Below are 24,120 nucleotides of genomic sequence, written 5' to 3'. Positions count from 1 at the left end.
GGCTCAGCCGGCTGAAAAGGCCCGAGCGCTCAAAAGGTCCGCGACCGACTCCATCGGTCCGTTGGCGATGGATGCCGTACAGAAAGCTGAGGCATGAGCAGATGCGTATAGCGATGATCGGCCTCGGCAGGATGGGTGCCAATATCGCGCGCCGTCTGATGCGCGGCGGTCACGAGATCGTCGCCTATGATCGGAACCCGCCGCTGGTGGCCATGCTGGCCGGCGAAGGCGCGACCCCCGCCGCTTCGCTTGAGGAGGTCGCAGCCACGCTGGAGGGGCCGCGCATCTTCTGGGTGATGCTGCCAGCCGGACCGCCGACGGAGAGCACGATCGAGACGCTGATGGGCCTCGCCTCCCCAGGCGACATAATCATCGACGGCGGCAACAGCTTCTACAAGGACGACATCCGCCGGGCGAAGCTGTGCGCCATGAAGGGGCTCCACTATGTCGATGTGGGCACCTCAGGCGGCGTGTGGGGCCTCGACCGAGGCTATTGCATGATGATCGGAGGCGATGCTGCGACGCTCGTCAGTCTCGATCCTCTCTTCGAGGCCCTGGCACCAGGCTTCGGGACGATCGCACGCACGCCGGATCGCGGCGATCCCAACGAGGATGCCCGTGCCGAGAAGGGCTATATCCACACCGGTCCCGCCGGCTCGGGCCATTTCGTCAAGATGGTGCACAACGGCATCGAATATGGCTTGATGCAGGCCTATGCTGAGGGGTTCGACATCCTGAAGGGCAAGTCATCGGCCAAGCTGCCGGAAGACGAGCGCTTCGACCTCAACCTGACGGACATCGCCGAAGTTTGGCGTCGCGGAAGCGTCATCTCCTCGTGGTTGCTCGATCTGACCGCAACGGCGCTCGCGAAGGACCAAATGCTGGAACAATTCTCCGGCCAGGTCGCGGATTCCGGCGAGGGTCACTGGACGATCGAGGCGGCAATGGAGGAGGCAGTCCCTGCCTACGTGCTCTCAGCGGCACTGTTCGCGCGCTACCGCAGCCGCGTCGACACAACGTTCGGCGACAAGCTGCTCTCGGCGATGCGGTTCGGCTTCGGTGGCCATGTCGAGATGCCGCAATGAGCGATGCTCCGACTGCGCCCTCTGCCACCTTCGTTATCTTCGGCGCACTCGGAGACCTCGCCCGCCGCTTGCTGATACCCGCGCTCGTCAACCTCGCTCGGGCCGACTTGCTGAAGGAGGATTTGGCGCTCGTCGGTGTCAGCCATCATGACATCGACGACGAACAGCTGCGCGCGGCGCTTGACGAAGGCGTGGAGGACGATGCCAACTGGCAATGGCTCCGCAGTCGTATCCGCTATTTGAAAGGCGATTTCGCCGACCCGGCAATGTATCAGGGTCTCGGCCGCCAACTCGCCGGCAACGCGATATTCTACCTCGCCACCGCGCCGACTTTCTTCGGGACCGTCGTCAATCAGCTCGGCGATGCAGGACTGCTCACCGAGACCGATGGTTTCCGCCGCGTCGTGATCGAAAAACCGTTCGGGACCGACCTTGTCTCCGCGCAGGCGCTGAACCGGCAAATCCTTTCCCGCGCCAGCGAGTCCCAGATCTACCGGATCGATCATTTCCTTGGGAAGGAGACCGTGCAGAACATCATGGTCACACGCTTCGGCAACACCATGATGGAGGCCGTCTGGAACAACCGCTACGTTGACCATGTCCAGATAACGGCGGCCGAGGCAGTGACCGTCGGCACCCGCGGCAGATTCTACGACGCCACCGGCGCATTGCGGGACATGGTTCCCAATCATCTCTTCCAGCTACTGGCGATGATAGCGATGGAGCCCCCGATCAGCTTCGATGCCGATGCGATCCGCACGGAGAAGGAGAAGGTGATTGCCGCCATCCTGCCGATCGACCCGGCCGAGGCCATTCGCGGGCGCTATTGCTCGGGCTCAGTCGCTGGCAAGGCCGTTCCCGCCTATCTCGACGAGCCCGACGTGGACCCTGCCAGCCGCACGGAGACCTTCGCCGCACTCAAGTTGCACGTAGAGACATGGCGGTGGTCGGGCGTGCCCTTTTATCTACGCACCGGGAAGGCGCTGGCGACCCGTGATACCGAGATCGTCGTCCAATTCCGCGACGTGCCGCTGGCGCTTTTCCAGGAGACGGTGGTGGACCGGCTGCCCCCCAACCGTCTTGTGGTGCAAATCCAGCCCGACGAGGGCATCAGCCTCGAGTTTGTGGTCAAGCGGCCTGGGCTCGTCGTGAACACTGCGCCAGTGGCAATGGATTTCCGCTACCGTGACCATTTCGACGTTGGCCACCAGACCGGCTACGAAACTTTGCTGTATGACGTGCAATCCGGCGACCAGACGCTGTTTCAGCGCGCCGCGCAAATCGAAGGTGGCTGGCGCGCTGTGCAGCCGCTCCTCGATCTGTGGACGCAGGGCACTCCCGAGGACTATGCCGCAGGCAGCGCCGGCCCAGAAAGTGCGGATGCGCTGATGCACCGCTCGCATCGACGCTGGCATCACCTGGGATGAGCAGCCCTATTCGCCTGATCGTCTCCGATATAGATGGCACGCTCGTCCGCCAGGACAAAAGCCTCTCCGAAGGCGTCATCTCTGCAGTTGGACGCGCCAGAGCAGCTGGTATTGCGGTGAGCCTGATCAGTGCTCGCCCGCCCAGCGGCATGCTTTGGATCGCGAGACGGCTGGAACTCCCGGGCGTCATCGGCGCTTTCAATGGCGGCACGATCGTCGAGACGGATGGGGCTGTCATCTCGGCCGACCAACTCGATCCCGAGTGCGCCGCGCGGACGCTCGCCCTGCTCGAGCACCCAGCCGTCACGCCCTGGCTGTTCACGGGCGGCCTCTGGTACGCACGCGCGGCCGACGATGTGTACGTTCCGCGCGAGCGCCGCGCGGCAAACATCGAGCCGATAATCAGGGACAACTTCGCGGGATTGCTCGCACACACTGACAAGATCGTCGGCGTCAGCAACGACCAAGCACTCCTCGCGCGACTTGACGGCGATATCGCGGCAGCGCTCGGACGCTCTGCGACTGTCGGCCGTTCACAGCCTTACTATCTCGACATTACCGCCGCCCAGGCCAACAAAGGTGATGGCGTCGCCGCCCTGGCAGCCGCGATCGGAGTGCCGCTCGCCAACGTTGCCGTCTTGGGGGACGAGCGCAATGACCTTCCAATGTTCGCGCGCGCTGGCCTCTCAATTGCGATGGGACAGGGTCCCGACGCGGTCCGCTCAGCCGCTGACCAGGTGACTGTGTCGAACGAGGAGGACGGCGCTGCCCAGGCGATAGACAATATCATCCAGACGGAGGCTGCGAGATGATCCAGCCATTGTCGGTCGCGCCATCGATGTGCGCGACGAGGTGGCGCGCAAAAAATGTGCAGCGCCGCACGAGCCGGGCCAAAGGCGGATCCGCTGCGGCATCTTGGAAAGGCGCATCGCGTTCGGAGATCCACCAGAGCCGGCGATCGTGCCTTAGCGCCGCCTACCTGCCGAGCGACCGCACCCTGATTGGAGTCCACCGATGAAGCGACTTTTCGCCTTCGATCTCGACGGCACGCTGGCTGAAAGCAAGCAGCCGATCGACCAGAATATGGTCGAGTTGCTTGCCGCGCTGCTCGATCTCGTCGGCGTCGCGGTTATCTCCGGTGGCGACTGGCCGCAGTTCGAAGCGCAAGTCGTGTCGCTGCTGCCGAGCAGTGCCAACCTCCGGCAGCTCTTCATTATGCCGACGACGGGCACCAAACTCTACCGTTTCGAGAGCAGCTGGAAACCAGTCTATGCTGATGTGTTCGACCCCGACGAACGCCAGCGCATTCTGCGCGCGTTTGAACAGGCTCTGGACGAGATGGACCTGGCGCACGAGAAGATATGGGGCGAGCGGATCGAGGACCGCGGAAGCCAGATTACTTTCTCTGGACTTGGACAGGAGGCGCCGCTCGATGCAAAGAAAGCGTGGGATCCCGACTTCGCCAAGCGCAAGGCACTGCAGGCGGCGCTTCGATCACGACTGCCGGAATTGTCCGTCAACGTGGGAGGATCAACCTCCATCGACATTACTCGCCAAGGTATCGACAAGGCCTACGGAATGCGCCGTCTTTCCGAGGAATCCGGCATTCCGCAGTCGGCCATGCTGTTCATGGGGGACGCGATCTATCCCGGTGGCAATGACGATCCCGTTCGCGCAGCCGGAATCGACGTAATCCCCGTGCGAGACGTGGCGGAGACCCGAACCGCGATCATGGCAATCCTCGCTTGCCTCGCGCCTGATCCCGCTCTGGCCGAGCAATAACCACAGGTGCGAGATGACCCGCCGCCCGGGCGCGTCTCACGCCGGCCGGAACAAGAATTCTCCACCCGGCGGCCGACTATTCCCTGTGAGCCAAAGTGACCTACTCCATCACATCGAGGAGATTGTCGATCGATGCCGTAGCGAAGGCAGTAAAGCTGTCCGCCACGCCATAAGGGAGCAACATCGTCCGACCCTGAACAATCGCACCGCAACTGTAGACGACGTTGGGCACGTAACCGTCTCGCTCGTGGGGACTGGGGAAGAGCACCGGGCGCGGCGTGCGGGCCAGCAGCTTCGATGGGTCGTTCTTGTCGAGCAGACACGCGCCGATGCAGTAGTTTCGCACCGTGCCGACACCGTGGGTCATCACCAGCCAGCCTTCGTCGAGCTCGATCGGCGACCCGCAATTTCCCACCTGCACGAATTCCCAGGGGAACTTTGGCGTAATGAGCTTTTCGCCCCCTTCCCAGTTCAGCAGCTCATCGGAAAAATGTAGCCAGATGTTCTTGCTGTCCTGACGCCCAAGCATTGCGTACTTGCCCGCGATGCGCCGCGGAAAGAGGGCCATACCCTTTCCGCTCGAGGCGCGACCGCTCAGAACGCGCATGTCGAACGACCGAAAATCGGACGTCGTCAGCAATTCCGATCGCACTTGGCCCCCGCCGAACGCGGTATAGGTTCCATGATAGATCATGCTGCCGTCATCTTCGCAGAAGCGGACGAGGCGCGTATCTTCGATGCCTTGCGTTTGGCTTGGCAGTACCGGGAACAGCACGGTCTCCGAAATCGACCTGCCACCAGCGCAGCAAAGGCGCGCCGCTACGCCCTCACCTCTCGGACAGGTATCGATAAGGGGCGCTACCGATGTCGGACTGGCATCATCGACGACGAGCGCTCCTCCCGGCGTCCAGGTGCCAGTGCGGAACGTCACGGACGACACATGTCCCTCGCCAATTCCCCGCAACGAGATCACGAAACGGATGGTGCCTTCGGCAAGACCCGACTGGTCGGGATGGAGTACCGCGCTTGGATTGAACAAGGCGGCCGCCTCATATGCAAATTCCTCGCTGCAATAGGCACCGATCAATCGTCGTTGCGCAGCGTTCGTCCGATCAGCGCCTTTAATCCGACCGGCGATATCGTCGAATTGGCGAAGCAGCATGGCATCAACATCACGATGGTTCTCGTCCAGCGACAGCGTCACGCCTTTCAACTGGCGGGCCAACTCAGCCTCGTCGAGACCCATGATCAGGTCGACTGTCTCCTGCGTGCGGGATGGACCGTCGTCGAAGCCTCTGGGGTAACTCGGCTCAAATGGCCGGACGACAGTGCGTGATGGATCGGGTCGAAGCACGCGGTCGTAAAAGGTGAGCTTGGCGCGTTCGGTCATGCCGGCCGGTCTCCACCCAGGGCGCTGCCGCGACCAAGGAGATCTATGACCGCTTTGTGCCGGTCCCACGGTACGAGAAAACTCGCCCCGGGGTCGCGGCACGTGACCCGCCGACGTCGAGAGCCGAGGCTAACTCGATGCGAGAGCGGTTGTTCCGCGCAGGCTTTGAGCGAGCGCGCCGTCACTGGGCGCCGCCCTCGAAGTCGATCACGATCCGGCCTTCGATTTCGCCATGATGCATGCGCGCGAAGATGTCGTTGATATTCTCCAGCGTGTCCGTCGTGACGGTCGCGTGAACCTTGCCCTCGGCGGCAAAATCAAGGGCTTCCTGCAGATCGAGGCGAGTGCCGACAATGGAGCCGCGAACGGTGATCCCGTTGAGGACCGTGTCGAAGATCGACAGCGGAAAGTCGCCTGGCGGAAGCCCGTTCAACGCCACCGTGCCGCCCCGCCTGACCATGCCGAGTGCCTGCTTGAATGCGATCGGCGACACGGCGGTGACAAGTGCGCCATGGGCGCCCCCGATCTCCTTCTTGATGAATGCCGCGGGGTCGACGTTGCGCGCGTTGACGGAGAGATCTGCGCCCAGTCGCTCCGCGAGCGCGAGCTTGGCGTCGTCGATATCGACGGCCACGACATTGAGCCCCATCGCCTTGGCATATTGCACGGCCATATGCCCGAGACCGCCGATGCCCGAGATCGCCACCCAATTGCCGGGCCGTGTGTCCGTGACCTTCAGCCCCTTGTAGACCGTCACGCCGGCGCACAGGATCGGGGCGATGTCGATGAACCCGATATTGGCCGGCAGGTGACCGACATAGTTGGGATCGGCGAGAACATATTCGGCAAAACTGCCATTCACCGAATAGCCGGTATTCTGCTGGGCCTCGCAGAGCGTTTCCCATCCGCCGAGGCAATGAACACAGTGCCCGCAGGCGGTGTAGAGCCAGGGGACGCCGACACGGTCGCCCTCCTTCACATAGGTCACGCCGCTACCCACCGCGACCACATGACCGACACCCTCATGGCCGGGAATGAACGGTGGATTGGGCTTGACCGGCCAGTCCCCCTCGGCCGCGTGAAGGTCTGTATGACAAACGCCGGTCGCCGCGATCTTCACCAGGATCTGGCCCGGGCCAGGCATCGTGACCGGCACTTCCTCGATCACCAGCGGTTGGCCAAATTCGCGTACGACCGCAGCTTTCATGGTCTTGTTCATCGTGGTGTTCCTTGCAGAGGCGGCCGCGCGGATTGGCCGCGGCCTGGGTGAGCCGGGTCAAAAGAGGCCGAGGGCCGTCTCGTCGTAGCTGACCAGCAGATTCTTGGTCTGCTGATAGTGGTCGAGCATCATCTTGTGGTTTTCACGCCCGAACCCGGAGGCCTTATATCCTCCGAACGCCGCGTGCGCGGGATAGGCATGATAGCAGTTGGTCCACACCCGACCGGCCTCGATCGCGCGGCCCAGCCGATAGGCATGATTGCCGTTACGGGTCCACACACCGGCGCCCAATCCGTAGATGGTGTCGTTGGCGATCGAGATCGCGTCCTCGATCGTCTTGAACGGGGTCACCGACAGGACCGGCCCGAAAATCTCCTCCTGGAAGATCCGCATCTTGTTGTTGCCGACAAACACGGTGGGCTCGACGAAGAAGCCGTCGTCGAGCTCGCCTCCCGGACGGGCGCGCTGCCCCCCCGTCAGGCACTCGGCGCCTTCCTGCTTGCCGATGTCGATATAGCCCAGGATCTTGTGGAGCTGGTCCTCCGACGCCTGCGCGCCCATCTGCGTGAGCGGATCGAGCGGGTCGCCGACCCGGATCGCCGCGACGCGCGCGACCGCCCTTTCGACAAACCGGTCGAAGATCGATTCGTGGACCAGCGCGCGCGAGGGGCAGGTGCAGACCTCACCCTTGTTGAACGCGAACAGGGCGAAGCCTTCCAGCGCCTTGTCGAGGAAATTGTCGTCCTCGTTCATGACGTCCGCCAGGAAGATGTTCGGGGACTTTCCGCCCAGCTCCATCGTCTGCGGGATCAGGTGCTCGGCGGCATAGCCCATGATCTGCCGGCCGGTCGTCGTTTCGCCGGTGAAGGACACTTTCGCAATCCGCGGATTGGCCGCGATCGCGCGTCCGACCGACCCACCCGGTCCGGTCACGATATTGACCACCCCCGGCGGCAGGATATCGGCGGTCAGCTCGGCGAACAGCAGCAGCGAAAGCGGCGTCTGCGAGGCGGGCTTGATGACCGTGCAGTTGCCGGCCGCGAGCGCCGGGGCAATCTTCCAGGCCGCCATCAGCAGCGGGAAATTCCACGGAATGATCTGTCCGACGACGCCCAGCGGCTCGCGGAAATGATAGGCGATCGTCTTCTCGTCGATTGTCGAGATCGACCCTTCCTCCGCGCGGACGCAGCCGGCGAAATAGCGGAAGTGATCGATGGCCAGCGGCACATCGGCGGCGCGGGTCTCCCGGATCGGCTTCCCGTTGTCCATGGTCTCGGCCAGCGCGAGCAGCTCGAGATTGTCCTCGAGCCGGTCAGCCACGCGATTGAGGATCCTTGCGCGCTCGGCGGGGCACATGCGCGCCCAGCCCTCCTTCGCCCGGTGGGCAGCATCCAGCGCTGCCTCCACATCCTCTGGCGAAGACTTCGCGATCTCGGCGAGCTGCCGGCCGTTGATCGGACTATGGTCCGTAAAATATTCGCCGCGTATCGGCTCCACCCATCGTCCACCGATGAAGTTGCCATAACGCGACGGTGCGTGACCCTTCGCCCGGACGGTGTCGATCGCTTGCTGGAACATGAAACATCTCCGCTATACATGGCCCGGCGCCCAGGTGTGCGGCACCGCGGACTCAATATTCTCCCTCGCAGGAGGGCTGCGTTGCGGATGTGCGAGATGATGACTTTGCGAAGTATTGGGATTGTTACGTAGCGGCTGATAGAGCAATCCGGGGCCGGTTGGATGCGGTGTCGATCGGCAACAAGAAGCCGTGCGTCGCGACCGAACGCCGACACGGGCGTCAACGTCAGTAATAATCTGCGAGCGTCAGCAGCCGCACGATACCGGATCCGTCGACGAGCCTGAAGTGGGTGCCGGCAGGAAGGAAGCGCCAGCGCCAAAGCTGCCCACGCGTGTAGCTTGCATTGATTGGCCGCCCGTCGATACGGACGATCCGATCGCCGACCGACCAGCCGCTCTTCTCGGCCGGACTATGGACCGCGACATGGGCGACGGTCAGGGCGGAAGGCGAAACCGCCAGGCCGAAGCCTGAACGGTCTTTCAGCATCGGGAGCCTGTGTTTTGGCGGCGCCGGACGCAGCCACAGGCTTTCCGCAGTGATATCCATGATCACATCGAATTGCGCGATGAGCGGCAATCCGATGCTCCCCACCGCGCTGTCGGATTGCCAATGATCCAGCCCCGCCACCGGCACCCCGGCAATGTGCACTTCGCCGATAACAATGTCGTCCAGAACAAAGGCGGTCACAATCTGGACCCCATCGAGGCTTCCCAGCGCCGCGGTCGACCGGGCCTTGCCGGCGAGGAGGTCCTGCGCAGCGACAAAGGGGGTAGAGAGCATGAGCGCATTTGCGCTCCCGAGATCGAAAATGAGTTGCACGGGGCTCCCGCCCCCGATCGACGCTGTGACCAGCAGTTCGCTGCGAGTCCCGTGCGTCAGAGGAAGGCGACGCCAGCCGCTCCCGCCGGCAAAACTCCCCGTCGGGGCGAAGCCGATCCGGTCCTGCGTGAAGTCGAGGGCGACACAGCGCCCCGCCAAGATGTCCTCCCCCAGGACCAGATCGATCGGGCGCCCGAATGCGGACGATATCGCCGCAAGGTCGCTCACGATGGCGAACGGCAAGCGCCTGCGATCGTCGGCGACGGTGAGGGCAACGTCGCTGATCTCGGTGACCTCGACGCGGCCACCGGTGCCGCGAATGATCCGTTTCCCGGATGGGGCGATATCCAGACTCTCCACCAGGCGCGTATTGATGATCGAAGCGGCGCTTCCGCTGTCTAGAATGGCGCGGACGGGACTGCCGGCCACCTCTGCCGAGACCATCAGCGTATCGCCCATCGCGATCTCCGCTGACGTCCAGGCAAAGGAACCCCACCCATCGCCTGCGCGGGCGAGAGACGTCAGAGGGAAGCCAGCCGACGAGGCGCCCAGGAGCGACGCGGCGGACAGGCCGCGGGCGAGAAGCGTCCGGCGATGCATCCTGTGATAAGCGTCCGCGTCGTTTTCCAATCTGCCCTGCCTGCTTCTGGAAAACCGCCCCGTTCGATCGACGCCGCACAGGCGGTCTCATTGCCCGGCATGATCGTTCGCATGCTGCGCCGGCGGCAGGCATCCGTAACAAAACGTATATTTCCCGAACGGCTCGAACGGCACTTCTGCTGGCATCTTCAAACGGATCGAAATCTTGCGGTCCCCACGTCCAATTCTTCGAGGAGCCAAGTCATGCAGAATATTTTCCGTAGCAAAGCTGGCCTGATCGTCCCCGCCATCGCTGCGCTTGTCGCGCTCTCGGCGACGCAGGCTTGGGCGGATGAGGCCCCGCCGGTGCCGGCAAAAGTCGTCAAGCACCAGAACCACGAGGCGCATCAGGCCCATCAGGCAGGGATGAAGCATGGCGCGAGACAGATGCATGACGAGATGATGCACGACCATCAGATGGGCGTGAACGCGTCGGGCGGCATGCAGATGGGATGTGGCGGGGCGGCCGGGTGCAAGGACAAGATGCCGATGGCGCCCAAAGCGAAGCCGGACCAGGCGCCGCCCGCCGCCAGCATGCCCGCCACGCCGATGAGCGACGACATGTAGGAAGCGCGGAAGTGAAGGGCCGACAGCGTTGGCGAGACAGATGCGAGGGTCCGGCAGATACGGATGTCTCCACCGGACGCTGATCCTGCGCGCCTTTCACTTCCTCGGCCGGGTTTCATGCGCCCCTGACCCCGCCTGCCCGGTCGGCCGTCTCTGCGACCATGCCCCCGCGGGGCAATCGGCTCCGCGGCGTCTCTTCAGGTCTGGTTCCGAAAGTTCAAATTGATGCGGACTCTACTTCCCCCGCTTGCCGATACGACCACCGGTCGCCGAGGCTTCGTGCAAGGTCTTTTGCTCGCGACAGCCCTTGCCACGCTGGGTTGGCCCGCGCACGCGCTCGCGGCACCGGCGGTGAAGACGCCGGACGTGCTGAGCGGCACCGAGATCGATCTCGACATCAGCCGGGTCACGGTCAACTATTCCGGAAAAGCGAGCGTCGCCACGGCCGTCAACGGGAGCGTGCCGGGCCCGCTGATCAGGCTGCGCGAAGGCGACGCTGTAACGATCAGGGTCAAGAACAGTCTGGATGAAATGACCAGCATCCATTGGCATGGCCTGATCCTGCCGACGGACATGGATGGCGTGCCAGGGATCAGCTTTGGCGGAATAGCGCCGGGCGAAACCTTTACCTACCGCTTTGTCGTGAAGCAGAGCGGCACCTTCTGGTACCATGCTCATACATTGGCGGAGCAGACGGGCCTTTATGGCCCGATGATCATCGAATCGAAGAGCGAGACGCCCCTCGCCGCCGACCGCGACTATACGGTCATGCTCAGCGACTGGACGGACGAGGCTCCGCTTCAGGTCTATCTGAACCTGAAGAAGATGAGCAGCTATTATAATTTCGCGCAGCCGACCGCCGGCGATTTTGCGCGCGATGCCGGCAAGCTCGGGCTGGGCGGTGCTTTGTCGAAGCGCGCGATGTGGAACAAGGCGCGCATGAATCCGACCGATCTGAGCGACGTGTCCGCCGCCACCTACACCTATCTCCTGAACGGCGCGCCCTCCGCCAGGCACTGGACGGGCATCGCGAGCAAGGGCGAAAGGGTTCGCCTGCGCTTTATCGGCGCCGGAACCGCCACCTATTTCGACGTTCGGATTCCCGGCCTGATGCTCACGGTCGTCGCCGCCGACGGACAACCCGTCGAGCCGGTCGACGTGGATGAATTCCGGATCGGACCCGGTGAAACCTACGACGTCATCGCGACCATCGCGGACGACAAGGCCTATGCGATCTTCGCCCAGTCCATGGATCGCACCGGCTTTGTCCACGGCGTGCTCGCGCCGCGTGACGGCATGAGCGCGGACATTCCCCCGGTCGATCCGCGCTCCTGGCTCGATCCGATCGACATGATGGGTGGGATGGCCGGGATGGCGGGGATGGGACCGGCCGGTCACGACCATGGCATGGTCGAGACGACACCCAAAGCCCGCCATGCGCGTACCGAATATGGTGCCAATACCGACATGCGCGTCGACTTTCCGCGTACCAATCTCGATGATCCCGGCGTCGGGCTGCGGCGCAATGGGCGCCGGACCCTGACCTATGCGGATCTGAAGACAGCAGGGCCGGCGGCAGACCCCCGCGAACCGCAGCGCGAGATCGAACTCCATCTGACCGGCAACATGGAACGCTTCGTGTGGGCATTCGACGGCGTGAAGCTCAACGATTCGAAGCCCCTGCATTTCACCCCGAACGAACGGCTCAGGATCATCCTCGTCAACGATACGATGATGACCCACCCGATGCACCTGCACGGGATGTGGAGCGATCTTGAATCGCCCGACGGACAGTTCCAGGTCCGCAAGCACACCATTTCGGTGCAACCGGCCCAGCGCGTGGCCTTTCGCGTGACGGCCGACGCGATGGGCCGGTGGGCCTTTCACTGCCACCTTCTCTACCACATGGCGGCGGGCATGTTCCGCGAGGTGGTCGTGGCATGACAAGCTCGCGCTCAACTTGGTTGCTGGCTCTCACCGGGCTCGCGATGACCACCATCACCGAACCCGCGCTCAGCCAGCAGGTGAAACCCGCGGGCAACGCCGAGGCCGCCAGCTCCAATGATCAGGCCATGCCGCCGGATATGCAGATGGGCGACCAGCAAAAAGATGGCAGCAGCGCGCCCCCGATGAACATGCCCGGCATGGACATGAGTGGCGGAAAGCCCGGCGCCGATGCGCGCGACCCGGACGCTTATTCCGACGGCTACAGGAATTCGACGCTGCCCGGCTATGAGATGGCCGACAAAATTTCGGTGGCCAAGGTGCTCGTGGATGAGCTCGAGTTCCTCACGAACAAGCAAGGCCAAGGCATCAGCTGGTCGGGTCAGATTACCAATGGCCCGGACAACGACAAACTCTTGCTGCGGAGCCAGGGCCTGAAACAATCCGGTGAGCGGCTTGATCCGGAATCCTCGGTCGAGGCGTTCTGGTGGCACGGACAGCGCCCGTTTTGGGGAACGATCCTTGGCGTGCGTCAGGACATCGGCCCGGGAGCCCATCGCTGGATCGCCGGGGGGATCGAGGGCCTGGCCCCCTATTGGTTCGATGTCCAGCTGACCGGCTACGTTGGAGACGATGGCCGTCTCGCGGCACGTCTGAAGGCATCCTATGACGTGCTGCTCACCAACCGCCTCATCCTCGTACCGCAGCTGGAATCGAACGCCTACAGCAAGGCGGCTCCCGAGCGCGGGCTCGGCGGAGGCCTGAGCAACCTCGAGCTCGGCTTGCGGATGCGCTACGAGATTCACCGAAAAGTCGCTCCCTATGTCGGCTTTGTATGGGAGCGCTCCTTTGGTGAGACGGCGGATTTTCGTCGCCTTGCTGGCGAAAATCCCACCGAACACCGGTTTGTGGCTGGCTTACGGATCTGGTGGTGAGACGCGCGCTGAACCGCAGCGGCTAAACTTTTTGGAAAGGACCAAATCATGCTTGATCGTCGCGCCGTCATCGGTTCGGGACTCACCTTCGCGGCGCTTACCGGGGCTGTCGCCGCGGCAGGCCCGGCCATCGCGGCGCCAAGGAAGCGTGGTGACGGCATGATGACGCTCGACGAGTGCGTCGACAGCTGTATCGCATCGCACCGCATGTGCCTGGAAACCGCGCGATACTGCACCGAGCAAGGCGCACCGGCTCATATCGAGGCGACGCACATCGCTTTGCTTCTGGACTGCGCGGAGCTCTGCCAGACAACCGCCAATTCCATGCTGCGCCGATCGCCGCAGCATGCCCTGTTGTGCGACGCCTGTGCCCGGATGTGCGAAGCCTGCGCGCGCGATTGCGCGAAGATCTCCGGCGACGCCCGCATGCAGGCCTGCGCCCAGACCTGCAGGGATTGCGCGGCGAGCTGCAAGGAAATGGCCAGTATGGGAATGTGATCTGGCCGGTCACCGCTTGCCTCCGGATCCGCACCCGACGTTCATTCCGCAAGCCACGCGACCGGCCAATCAGCCGCGGGCACGATCGTGCCAGATTTCCGCTGCGGACCGCATGTTTGCCGGCCCCAGGCCACCCGTCTGAGCCAGCAACAACTTCCCGGCGCTTTGCGTTCTGGCGCAACAGCATCTGGCATATCCGTCCCGCACTCATAGGGCGCCGCATCCGAGCCGGCATAAGCACGAGAAGCATTCGTATATTTCCGTAGAGACCCGGCGCGACCCAATTGCGACTTTCAATGCATGGAGGCGGTCATGAACGAGTGCGATATTCCTTACTTGCTACGGCGCGTGCGCGCCCACCGGTCACAGGCAGCGGCGGCGAATTGCCCCGAGGCGCGCTTGATCCACCGACGCTTCGTCGAGAATTATCAGCATTTGCTGGTGGGAATACGGCGGGACCAACTTCGTGAGCGAGGCGACCGGGGAAGCCAGCCTTGTGCTGAACGCGCCTGCCTTTGCGAAGGGCAAGACCCGGAAATGGCCCAGAGCCGTCGCGCAACATCCGCAGCCGCCGCAGCGGGTGAACGTGGAGAAAATGAGGCGGTCCCAGCCATTCGGTACAAGCCGGCCAGCGTACTGGTCCATCACGACCTGACCGCCCTTGGCCGACAGAGCGTTCCTGAAGCCCCTCAGCTTTTCAACGCGAACGTAACTGTCGCGACGGCCAGTGCTGCGACGGCGGCACACCAACGCATCAACCCTGCCGACCGCCAGGCTCAAGCGATGGCGATGGACGCCACAGCCTGAATGGCGCCATTGAGGTTGCCGCTGGATATGCTCTGATGGACTGGACCAACGCCACGCCGCTCGCTGCCTTGACGGGCGGAATATTGATCGGATTGGCGTGCGCGATCATGTTGCTCGGCCTCGGCCGGATAGCGGGCGTGAGCGGCCTCGCCGCGCGTGCCTTCGCCCTCTCACAGACTGGCCCGCCCTGGAGCATCGCTGCGGCTTTCATTGTCGGCCTGCCGTTCGGAGCGGGGATCGTGAACCTGATCTCAGGTCCGGTAATTGCCCGTTTTCCATCCTCGCCGGCGGTGGTCCTGATCGGCGGGCTGCTGGTCGGCTTCGGTACCCGGATGGGCAGCGGCTGTACCAGCGGCCACGGCGTGTGTGGCCTCTCCCGCCTGTCAGCGCGATCGATCGTAGCAACTTTGAGCTTCGTGAGCTTTGGCTTCGCGACCGTCGCGGTGATGCGCGTGCTAGGCGTTTCGTGGTGAGGGTCCGCATCCCTATCGCACTCATTGCCGGGCTCCTGTTTGGCGCAGGACTCGCCTGTTCCGGCATGTCAGATCCGACCCGCGTGCGTGCCTTCCTCGATCTGTTCGGAGGCCGCTGGGACCCTACGCTTGCTTTCGTGATGGGAGGCGCCATCGCCCCGATGGCCTTGGCCTGGGTGATCCGGCGGCGGATGGAGACGCCACTTGCCGACAGCCGCTTCTCGCTGCCGGATGCCCGCGAGATCACCGCGCGCCTGATCGGCGGTAGTGCAATCTTCGGGATCGGCTGGGGAATTGCCGGCCTCTGCCCCGGTCCGGCGATTGCGGACCTTGCCATCCGCCCGACGCTTGCCGCGCCCTTCGTGATCGCGATGCTGGCAGGGTTCGCGGTGCACCGCTTCATCGATCGCCCGAAGATCTGAATCGGAGCCGGCCCTTTGATGTACTTTGACGACGGAGCGAACGAGAGGCGCCTCAATCTTTCAACCGTAACGTCATCGCCGTGACCGCCAACGCGGCGGCAGCGGCAAGCCACAGCATCAAATGCTCCGACGCGCTTGCCCATCCAGTGACGATCGACGCCGCAGCCTGACTGGCGCTCACCGCCGCGTACTGGAGCGCAAGGCCCGAACCCTGCGTGCCCGGAGACGCTTTCGACGTCAGATAATTGGTGAGCAGCTTCAGCGTCGCGGTGCTCCAGCCGGCGAGCAGAAATACAGGCACGAGCACCCACAAGGTCCGGGCGAAGACGGCAATGATCAATGCGGCGGCCAGCCCGGCGAGCATTGGCCGCAACAGCCAGGCCGCGCCGACCGTGACTCTGCGCCCTGTGAACGGGACGAGCTGCGCCACCAGCATCGCTGCACCGCACAGAGCGAACAGCATCGAGACGTTCTCGCGGAACAGATCCCGCGCGCCCGATCCAAGCGACAACGTCAGATGCAGAACGGTGAGGCACCCGGACGCAATGGCCGAGATCAGGAGCAGCGGGACAAGCGCCTCACGCGCTTTCGGGCGTGGAACGCTGCCGACCGGACCAGTGGCACTTTCCCGTGAAACCAGAAGAAGACCGGGCATGGCGATCGCGCTCAATGCAGCTGGCGCCAGGAATGGCGACGTTGCTCCGAGCGCCACCGAAATTTCTCCAAGGAGCGGGCCGGTCAGGTCGCCCGCGAAGACCAGGGCGTTCAGCCAGGTGAACTGACGCGCTCGCCGAACCAGATCTGGTGAACGATCGGCGACCATCGCAAATGCCGTCGGCACGACGGCCGCCGCAAACACGCCATTGAGCAACCGCAAAACATAGAGTCGCTCGAATCCGACCGCGGAATACAACGCCATTGTCAGGCTGAAACCCAACAGCCCCACGACCAGGATCGGCCACCGTTTCCACCGGTCGGAAATCCAGCCCCATAACGGCGCCGAGAGACACCCTGCGATCTGGGAAACCGTGACCAGGGCGACGACAAGGCGCCCTCTCGCGAGGGCACTCGCGTCCGGAGACATTTGACCCACCATTTCTGGCAGGAATGGCAGGACGACGCTATTACCCAGGGCAACCGCCGTGGCCGCGAAGAGAAGAACGACGAAGCCAAGTTCGCCCCGATCGCGCGCCGCTTCGATGACCGTGGCGGGCAAGCTCGCCTCCATATGCTACGACCCGGCCATGAATACCCGGATCGCGCTGGCCCCGCCCTTGCAGTCACCAGGGCCGGGCGCGCCCGCGAAGAAGATCGCACGCGGAATCGCGCGCATATCCACCATCAGAAGGCGGCGGAGAAAATGCCTTGTGGGACGAGCGCCGGTCCCGGGAAGGTGCGAGGATGTCGCAGAGGTTCCGATCACGGCGCGATATTCCATTTCCCTAGCAGTGATCGCTGCCAACTTTCCGCCCGGCGGAGATTACTTCGCCGATGGTCTGTACCAGCACACCATCGCGCAGAGGTTTCTCGAGCACAGCGGCAAAGCCCGCTTCCTGCGCGCTTTCGGCGAGCTTATCGGCGTAATGCGCCGTGATCAGGATCGCCGGCCCACACCAGCCCGCCGACCGAAGCTTCCTCAGGATCGAAATGCCGTCGATGTCCGGCATAAGATAATCGACCACGAGGCAATCGCCCGATTGCGTTTGCGGATCGAGCAGCAAGGCAGTGCCACTCGCATAGGACAGGACGCCAAAGCCGCGGGACCGCAACAAGAGATGAAGGGACCTGCGTACCGAGACATCGTCGTCAGACAACAGGATCAGGGCCGCTTTCTCGCTCGTTTGGTGATCGATAACGCCCATGACCGACGATGCTGCCTCTTCGCTGATCCACCCTCGGATCCTGGGCATGCATCGCAAATGAACAGGAGGCCGTCGCTACGTAGTGATCCCAAGCTCACGATTCCGGCGCATCGCCCAATCCGGCCGAAAACGCGATCCTCAGCGCGTCCGACAGGCTATGCACTTCGAGCTTGGTCATGAGGTTCGCCCGATGAACTTCCACCGTTCGAGTCGATATGTCGAGATCATAGGCGATGGTCTTGTTGGGAAAGCCGTTGGCGAGGCCGATGAGAACCTCTCGTTCGCGAGGCGTGAGCACGGCGACCCGCACCCTCGCCTCCGCCTCTCGAAGCGACCGCGCGTCGGACTTATCGAGCCTCGAGAAAGCCACGCCGATCGAGGCCAGGAGCGCGGTCTTCTCGAACGGCTTCTCCAGGAAATCGACCGCCCCTGCCTTCATGACGCGAACCGCGATCCCGACATCGCCATGCCCGGTCAAAACGATCACCGGCATGGTGACACCACGCTCTGCAAGCACCTCCTGGACCTCGAGCCCGTCCATGCCGGGCATGCGAACGTCAAGCAGAATGCATCCCGGCTCAGCGGTCTTGACGGCTTTCAGAAACGCAATGCCGGAGGCATAGGTCTGGACGGCGAATCCCGATGTCTTCAGCATGAAGCCGGCCGACTTGCGGATGGATTCTTCGTCATCGACCAAATGGACAATACGTTTAGGCGTCATGCTCATCCTCCGGGCGGGCCTGCATCAAGGTGAAATGAAAAGCAGCGCCTCCGTTCGGCGCGCCGTCGGTCCAGATCCGGCCGCCATGGGCTTCGATGATCGTTCGACAGATCGAAAGGCCAAGGCCCATGCCGTCGGTCTTGCTGCTCACAAAGGCTTCGAAAAGTTGGGGCGCGACCTGCTCGGATATGCCTGGGCCCGTGTCCGCCACGGACACCTGAACCATTGCCTTCGGCCGCCGCCGCGTCGTGATCGTGAGGTCGCGAATGGCGACCTGCGCCATCGCCTCGACCGCATTGCGGATCAGATTCACGAGGACCTGCTGAACCTGTATGCGATCGGCGAGCACCGGCGAGGCCGCCGGATCAAAATCGAAAAAACTGCGAACGCCTCGTTCACGGGCGCCGACAAGGCCGAGAGCAGCGGCTTCCTCAATCAGCCGCGGCAAATCCTCGATCCGCTTCTCGGTCTCCCCTCGCGCCACGAAATCACGAAGTCTTCGGACGATATGCCCCGCGCGGTGGGACTCCTTAGCTGCCTCGTCGAGCGCGTCGCGCACGATCGCGACGGTCTCGGCATCGGGATCGACAAGCAGGTCGCGCGTCGTTTCCAGATAATTGGCGATCGCGGTAAGCGGCTGGTTCAACTCATGGGCCAGCGTCGACGCCATCGTGCCCATCGCGCTGAGGCGCGAGACGTGAATCAATTCGGCTTGCAGCTCCTTGAGCTGCAGTTCGTTGCGGTCGCTTTCTGTCAGGTCGTGAATGAAGCCCGTGAAGACGCGGTGGCCACGGTGACCGGCCTCTCCGATCGAGAGTTCCATCGGAAAGGTGGTACCGTCCCGCCGTTGGCCAACGACGATCCTGCCAATACCGATGATCCGCCGTTCGCTCGTCGACAGATATCGGCCGATATAGGAATCATGCCGTTCACGGTCCGGGGACGGCATGAGGCTGCTCACATTGGCGCCGAGCACCTCTGCTTCCGAATATCCGAACAAGCGCTCGGCCGCGGCGCTGAAGGACGTTATCAGCCCGCGCTCATCGATGATGACCATGGCATCGGGAACTGTATCCAGGATCGACTGGAGATGCTGCTCGCGGGCAACGATCGCTTCCTTGGTCGCGGCTTCATCGGTCGTGTCGCGCAGGATCTTGCCATAGCCGCTCAGCTGGCCGGCCTCATCGTGGAGCGCCGTCGTCGTCAGATGGGCGAGGAACTCCGGCCCGTTTTTCCGAACGCGCCAAGACTCTTGCTCGACCCGGCCAAGCTGCTCCACCTGCGCGAGGTGCCTATCCGCAACGCCCGCCGCGATATCTTCCGCGCAATACAGGAACGAATGGTGTTTCCCGATCGCATCGGAGCTGGCCCATCCCGTAATTTCTTCACAGCCGGCGGTCCAAACTGTCACGAGGCCCTTAGGGTCAAGCGCATAGACGGCGTAATTTGGCGCGCTCTTCACTACCTGAATGATCGTGCCCGAATCGGGATCGAGGCCATTCGCCTTTTGGCTCTCAATCATGCCCCCATCCATCTCCCCGTCATCCACAGTCAAACAAGGTTAGAATGGATTTGCGGACAGGCGCCGACAGCCGTCGGAGGCAGGGTTTCTGCCATCGTTCCCACCATGCACCCGGCGAGCGAAAATCGGCGTTGGCTTTCGAAACGAGACATCAAGCGTGGCTCCCCATAACTCTATACGCAGGAGCAGCGGTTACCCCTCACGCTCCGTTTCCCCGGTCACGGCGTCCGAGCTATCGGGCTGCGCCAAGATCATCATTGTGGACCTTGGACCATAGTCCTGGGTCAAGCGATATTGACGAGCCTAAAACGGCAGCGCCTGGAGAGTTCATGCTGTCACGAAGATGTCGCTGGACGAGAGTGGCACGGCCAGGCGTTGCCGTCCGAGCGACAGGGGCCACCGGCGTTGGCCGCGTCCGTGAGATGCACCCGCTCCTGGCAGGCTTTGGGCGACGCACCCGGATTGAATCAACCGACCGTGAATTGCCCCATCATGCCTTCATCCTCATGTTCCAGGATATGGCAGTGATACATAAAAGGTGCTTTGGTGGCCGGCTGGTCGAACCGGACCAACAATTCTACCGCCTCCTTCACGACGATCGTATCGCGAGGCCCCTGATCGAGAAGGTCCGGGTCGTCGCCATCGCGGCGTAGCACGTCGAAATGCACGCCGTGGATATGGAAGGGATGCGCCATCTTCTTCCCGGAGACTTTCCATATCTCGACGTCCCCGAGACCGACTTCCTCGTCGATGCGATCAATGTCGAACGGCCTGTCGTTGATCGCGTATGCGCCGTCATCGCTGTCCATCATACCGCCCATCGACATATTGAGCACGAAGCGCCGGCGCCTTACGGCCGCTTCAGGATCTGGTACGGTGCGTGCCGCCAGGAGCAGTGGTACAGCGGCTGCGGCCCGCCCGCCCAAGCCCGGGCGCGGTGAGAAGGTCAGCACCGTCTCCGTCGTTGAAGCGTCGTCTTCATCGTCGTGATGGTCGCCCATCATTCCCATACCTCCCATCATCCCCATCATCGACGCGCTCGCATCTTGAGCGGTGACCAGAGCGACCGGCTTGCCATCGGCGAAGCTTACCAATATCTCGGCACGCTGGCCGGGTGCCAGGGTGAGGGCCTGCAGTTCGACGGACCTCGCCAGGAGACCGCCCTCGGTGCCGATCCAATGAAACGTCCGGTCATCGCTGAACGAAAGCTCATAGATGCGGGCGTTCGAACCGTTCACGAGCCGCAACCGCACCAGGCGGTCCGGAACATCGGCCCGAGGCGTGGGTGCGCCATTGACCAGAATCGTGTTGCCACGGCGGCCCTGCGAAGCAACCATCATGCCGGTCGGCATGACCAGCCGGCCATCCTCGAATTGCCGGTCCTGAATCAGGACGGGCAGATCATCAACGCCATAGTCCGACGGCAGTCCAAGGCCCTGCTCTTCCTCATCCGTCACAACCAGCATGCCCGCGAGCCCCGAATAGACTTGCTCACCCGTCAACCCATGCGCATGCGAGTGATAGAAGAGGGTCGCCGCCGGCTGGCGGATCGGCAGCGTAGGACGCCAGGTCGCACCGGGAGCGATCAGCTGGTGCGGGCTACCGTCCAGTTCGCCCGGCACGAGCAGCCCGTGCCAGTGAACCGTTGTGTCAGCCGACAGGCTGTTGCCGACGGTCATCGTCACATCGTCGCCGCGGTGAACCCGCAGCGTCGGGCCGAGATAGCTACCATTGTACCCGAGCGTGGCGCTTCGCCGGCCAGGGAAGAACGTGGTCTCGCCTTCCTGTGCTCTCAGGTTGATCAGCTGGCCGTGTTGGCGCGCGTCGACCAGGCGCGGGATCGGAAGCGTCCCGGCACGCTCGGGCGAACCGAATTTTCGCGTACACGCCGCCGCCAGGAGCAGACCCCCGCTCGCCAGCAACGTCCGCCGGTTCAGTAACATCATGACCGCCTCCTGGTTGGCGCGGAGCGCCTGCTTTGCTAAATGCGAATTCAGCGAGCCACCAGCTGATCGAGGATCGGGCATCCCGACCGGTCGTCACCACCGCATCGATCCGCGAGATCGAGCAGCGGCACGCGCGTCGTCTGGAGCTTGCGAGCCTGACAGCTGTTCGGCGCGCGTGATGGGCAAGCGACATGACCTCGGCCTGGAGCGCTCGAAATCGCTCCAAAGGGAGAGGGAGACGAGATCCGCGATCTCCACGATAGGAAAACCGAGATCGCGAGCGATCGCGCGATAAAATGGCAACTGGTGGGCGGGAAACGAACAGTCGCGATAACCCGTTATCGCTGCGAAGCCTGGTTCGCATCAGGGCGATCTTCTCATAGTGCCGGATCACCCGCGGTGATACACTGCTCCGCCGGTGCGTGACCGAAGGATCAACACGCGGCCTCACCGCCGCCCCCTTCCATGGCGATTGATAAGAGCGACCGTATGATCGGCGATCACGCGCTCCTCATCAGTGGGAACGATCCGCACGATCACTCTGCTATCTGGCGCGCTGATGACAGGCGCATTCGATGCATTTGCGTCGAGATCAAGAATGACGCCAGTCCAAGCTAAGCGCTCGCAAATCGCAGCCCTAATCTCTGAATCATTCTCGCCAATGCCGGCGGTGAAGACGAGACCGTCGAGACCGCCGAGCGCGGGAATGAGAGCGGCGGCCTGACGGCCAGCTTGCTGGACGAAAAGGGCGACCGCCTCCTTCGCTTCCGGCGCGTCGCTTGCATGCAACGTACGCATATCGCCTGAAATCCCGGACACACCGAGTAAGCCCGACTGCTCATAGAGCAACGTCTCCACCGCCTGTGCGGCCATACCGACCTGAGTCTGAAGATGAAGCACCACGCCGGGGTCGATCGCGCCCGAGCGCGTGCCCATCATCAATCCGTCAAGCGCCGTGAAGCCCATCGTCGTATCGACGCTCGCCCCGGCACGCATTGCGCACATGCTCGCACCGTTGCCTAGGTGCGCGGCGATGACGCGGCCTGCGGCCAGAGCAGGGTCGATCTCGCGAAGGCGGCCCGCAATGTATTCATAGGACAAACCGTGAAAGCCATACCGGCGCACGCCCTGGCCGTGAAAAGCGCGCGGAATCGGCAGGCGCGTCGCCAACGGCGGCATGCCATGGTGAAACGCGGTATCGAAGCAGGCGATCTGCGGCAGCAAAGGCGCCAGCAGGCGCAAGGCCCGGACCGCGGCGAGGTTATGCGGCTGATGGAGCGGCGCCAATGGGATCAAGGCATCGAGCGCATCCAGCAAAGTATCATCGATGATCTGCGGCGCGGCGAAGCGCACGCCGCCATGGACGATACGATGGCCGATCGCGGCGACCTTGCGGTCTCCCAATTGGGTTGCCGCCCAGGCAAAGAGGTCCTCGAGCAGATTCTCGTGCGAGAGTGCGTCCCCGCCCGGCCACGTCTTTTCCACGATGGTCTCGCTGCCCGCGTCGCGCGCGACGAGCCGGGGGCTAGTGCCGATACCCTCGATCTTGCCGCCCGCATCGAAGTCGAGCTGTCCGCCCGACAAGCGATAGAGCGCGAACTTGATGCTCGACGAGCCGGCATTGAGACTGACGATCGCCTTCATGCCGGCTTCGCGATCGGGCCGGGCGTGGCTCTGGGGGCGGCCCGCGCCAGCAACAGCGCGATTGCGCATGACGCTACGCTGGTGCGGAGCGAATCCGCCCGGCTGGTGAGAATGATGGGTACCCGCGCGCCCAGCACCACGCCGGCCGCGTCCGCGCCGCCGAGAAAGGTCAGCTGCTTGGCAAGCATATTGCCGGCTTCCAGATTGGGAACGACGAGGACTTCGGCGCGCCCTGCAACGGGGGAGACGATGCCCTTGTCCTTTGCCGCCTTCTCGCTGATCGCGTTGTCGAAGGCGAGCGGACCGTCAAGGACGCCGCCGACGATCTGTCCGCGATCGGCCATCTTGCACAAGGCGGCCGCATCGAGCGTCGAGCGGATCGCCGGATTGACCGTCTCCACGGCAGACAAGATCGCGACCTTCGGACAGGCGATGCCGATGACATGCGCGAGGTCGATCGCATTGCGGATGATATCGGCCTTGTCTTCCAGGCTCGGATCGATGTTGATCGCCGCGTCGGTGATGATGAGCGGCGCCGGATGCCCGGGGACGTCCAGCAGATAGGCATGACTGATGCGGCGCTCGGTTCGCAGGCCCGTCGCAGCCGGAACGACAGCACCCATAAGTTCGTCGGTGTGCAGCGATCCCTTCATCAGCAGCAGTGCTTCGCCCGAGCGGACCAGTTCGACCGCACGCGCCGCGGCGGCATGGCTGTGGGGCACGTCGATCAGGCGGAGGGCACCGATATCCTTGCCGGCGTCCTTGGCAGCCACACGGATGCGAGCCTCGGGGCCGATCAGGATCGGCACGATCAGGCCGGCTTCGGCAGCGGCTGCCGC

Annotated in this window: 22 protein-coding genes; 11 read left to right on the top strand and 11 right to left on the bottom strand. The window is 63.4% G+C overall.

The genetic code is table 11. From position 1 onward, the window contains the following. The first annotated feature begins 71 nt into the window (after window positions 1–71). From gnd to C100_RS28800, 4 genes are all read left to right on the top strand, one after another. Window positions 72–1,085, top strand: coding sequence for a phosphogluconate dehydrogenase (NAD(+)-dependent, decarboxylating) (gnd, locus tag C100_RS28815; RefSeq protein WP_119750000.1), 1,014 nt, complete (start codon window positions 72–74; stop codon window positions 1,083–1,085). Then, window positions 1,082–2,512, top strand: coding sequence for a glucose-6-phosphate dehydrogenase (zwf, locus tag C100_RS28810; RefSeq protein ID WP_024018497.1), 1,431 nt, complete (start codon window positions 1,082–1,084; stop codon window positions 2,510–2,512). Before gnd ends, zwf begins: the two co-directional genes overlap by 4 nt. After that, the gene (locus tag C100_RS28805; protein ID WP_024018496.1) at window positions 2,509–3,324 is read left to right on the top strand and encodes a Cof-type HAD-IIB family hydrolase; all 816 of its coding nucleotides are present in this window, start codon (window positions 2,509–2,511) and stop codon (window positions 3,322–3,324) included. Before zwf ends, C100_RS28805 begins: the two co-directional genes overlap by 4 nt. Before the next feature lie 202 nt (window positions 3,325–3,526). Continuing rightward, window positions 3,527–4,294: an HAD-IIB family hydrolase gene (locus C100_RS28800; RefSeq protein ID WP_024018495.1), complete on the top strand. Its 768-nt coding sequence runs from the start codon at window positions 3,527–3,529 to the stop codon at window positions 4,292–4,294. A 100-nt stretch (window positions 4,295–4,394) separates the two neighbouring features. Here the strand turns inward: C100_RS28800 and C100_RS28795 are convergent, their stop codons facing one another. From C100_RS28795 to C100_RS28780, 4 genes are all read right to left on the bottom strand, one after another. Continuing rightward, window positions 4,395–5,684: a glycoside hydrolase family 130 protein gene (locus tag C100_RS28795; RefSeq protein ID WP_024018494.1), complete on the bottom strand. Its 1,290-nt coding sequence runs from the start codon at window positions 5,682–5,684 to the stop codon at window positions 4,395–4,397. A gap of 181 nt (window positions 5,685–5,865) precedes the next feature. Continuing rightward, a complete protein-coding gene (gene adhP / locus C100_RS28790) occupies window positions 5,866–6,903 on the bottom strand; it encodes an alcohol dehydrogenase AdhP (RefSeq protein ID WP_024018493.1) in 1,038 nt (345 codons plus the stop codon). A gap of 57 nt (window positions 6,904–6,960) precedes the next feature. After that, window positions 6,961–8,481 (bottom strand): aldehyde dehydrogenase family protein, encoded by a 1,521-nt coding sequence (locus tag C100_RS28785; protein ID WP_024018492.1) that lies wholly within the window; start codon window positions 8,479–8,481, stop codon window positions 6,961–6,963. A gap of 226 nt (window positions 8,482–8,707) precedes the next feature. After that, on the bottom strand, window positions 8,708–9,760 hold the full coding sequence (locus C100_RS28780; RefSeq protein ID WP_082679250.1) for a retropepsin-like aspartic protease: 1,053 nt from the start codon (window positions 9,758–9,760) through the stop codon (window positions 8,708–8,710). 384 nt (window positions 9,761–10,144) lie between these two features. Here C100_RS28780 and C100_RS47410 point away from each other — a divergent pair, with 384 nt between their 5' ends. The 7 genes from C100_RS47410 (at window position 10,145) to C100_RS0124005 (ending at window position 15,586) form a co-directional block, all read left to right on the top strand. Then, on the top strand, window positions 10,145–10,507 hold the full coding sequence (locus C100_RS47410) for a hypothetical protein (RefSeq protein ID WP_024018490.1): 363 nt from the start codon (window positions 10,145–10,147) through the stop codon (window positions 10,505–10,507). Window positions 10,508–10,732: 225 nt separating this feature from the next. Next, a complete protein-coding gene (locus C100_RS28770) occupies window positions 10,733–12,451 on the top strand; it encodes a copper resistance system multicopper oxidase (protein ID WP_031308709.1) in 1,719 nt (572 codons plus the stop codon). Between the two features lie 44 nt (window positions 12,452–12,495). Continuing rightward, entirely contained in the window at window positions 12,496–13,386 is an 891-nt protein-coding gene (locus C100_RS28765) for a copper resistance protein B (RefSeq protein ID WP_370569401.1), read from the top strand. A 48-nt stretch (window positions 13,387–13,434) separates the two neighbouring features. Beyond that, window positions 13,435–13,884, top strand: coding sequence for a four-helix bundle copper-binding protein (locus tag C100_RS28760; RefSeq protein ID WP_024018487.1), 450 nt, complete (start codon window positions 13,435–13,437; stop codon window positions 13,882–13,884). 312 nt (window positions 13,885–14,196) lie between these two features. Further along, entirely contained in the window at window positions 14,197–14,691 is a 495-nt protein-coding gene (locus C100_RS48140) for a hypothetical protein (RefSeq protein ID WP_130752805.1), read from the top strand. A gap of 35 nt (window positions 14,692–14,726) precedes the next feature. Further along, complete coding sequence (locus tag C100_RS28750; protein WP_024018485.1) at window positions 14,727–15,164, top strand: YeeE/YedE family protein; 438 nt, start codon at window positions 14,727–14,729, stop codon at window positions 15,162–15,164. Continuing rightward, on the top strand, window positions 15,161–15,586 hold the full coding sequence (locus C100_RS0124005) for a DUF6691 family protein (protein ID WP_031308708.1): 426 nt from the start codon (window positions 15,161–15,163) through the stop codon (window positions 15,584–15,586). Before C100_RS28750 ends, C100_RS0124005 begins: the two co-directional genes overlap by 4 nt. 52 nt (window positions 15,587–15,638) lie before the next feature. Here the strand turns inward: C100_RS0124005 and C100_RS28745 are convergent, their stop codons facing one another. From C100_RS28745 to C100_RS28715, 7 genes are all read right to left on the bottom strand, one after another. Continuing rightward, a complete protein-coding gene (locus C100_RS28745; protein WP_161633892.1) occupies window positions 15,639–16,802 on the bottom strand; it encodes an MFS transporter in 1,164 nt (387 codons plus the stop codon). Window positions 16,803–17,028: 226 nt separating this feature from the next. Beyond that, the gene (locus tag C100_RS28740; protein WP_024018482.1) at window positions 17,029–17,448 is read right to left on the bottom strand and encodes a response regulator transcription factor; all 420 of its coding nucleotides are present in this window, start codon (window positions 17,446–17,448) and stop codon (window positions 17,029–17,031) included. A gap of 94 nt (window positions 17,449–17,542) precedes the next feature. After that, on the bottom strand, window positions 17,543–18,169 hold the full coding sequence (locus C100_RS28735; protein WP_031308706.1) for a response regulator transcription factor: 627 nt from the start codon (window positions 18,167–18,169) through the stop codon (window positions 17,543–17,545). Next, window positions 18,159–19,691 carry a PAS domain S-box protein gene (locus tag C100_RS28730; protein WP_031308705.1) on the bottom strand — a complete coding sequence of 511 codons (1,533 nt, stop codon included), beginning with the start codon at window positions 19,689–19,691 and terminating at the stop codon, window positions 18,159–18,161. Before C100_RS28730 ends, C100_RS28735 begins: the two co-directional genes overlap by 11 nt. Window positions 19,692–20,158: 467 nt before the next feature. Beyond that, a complete protein-coding gene (locus tag C100_RS28725; protein WP_031308704.1) occupies window positions 20,159–21,637 on the bottom strand; it encodes a multicopper oxidase family protein in 1,479 nt (492 codons plus the stop codon). 447 nt (window positions 21,638–22,084) lie between these two features. Further along, window positions 22,085–23,281, bottom strand: coding sequence for an acetate/propionate family kinase (locus C100_RS28720; RefSeq protein WP_031308703.1), 1,197 nt, complete (start codon window positions 23,279–23,281; stop codon window positions 22,085–22,087). Next, on the bottom strand, window positions 23,278–24,120 hold an 843-nt coding region (locus C100_RS28715), incomplete at its 5' end, for a bifunctional enoyl-CoA hydratase/phosphate acetyltransferase (protein ID WP_024018477.1). The genes C100_RS28715 and C100_RS28720, both read right to left, overlap by 4 nt.

The sequence above is a fragment of the Sphingobium sp. C100 genome (assembly GCF_000508185.1).
Classification (GTDB): Bacteria; Pseudomonadota; Alphaproteobacteria; order Sphingomonadales; family Sphingomonadaceae; genus Sphingobium.
The sequence above is the reverse complement of the archived record's forward strand: the minus strand, read 5'-3'. Positions and strand labels throughout refer to the sequence as shown.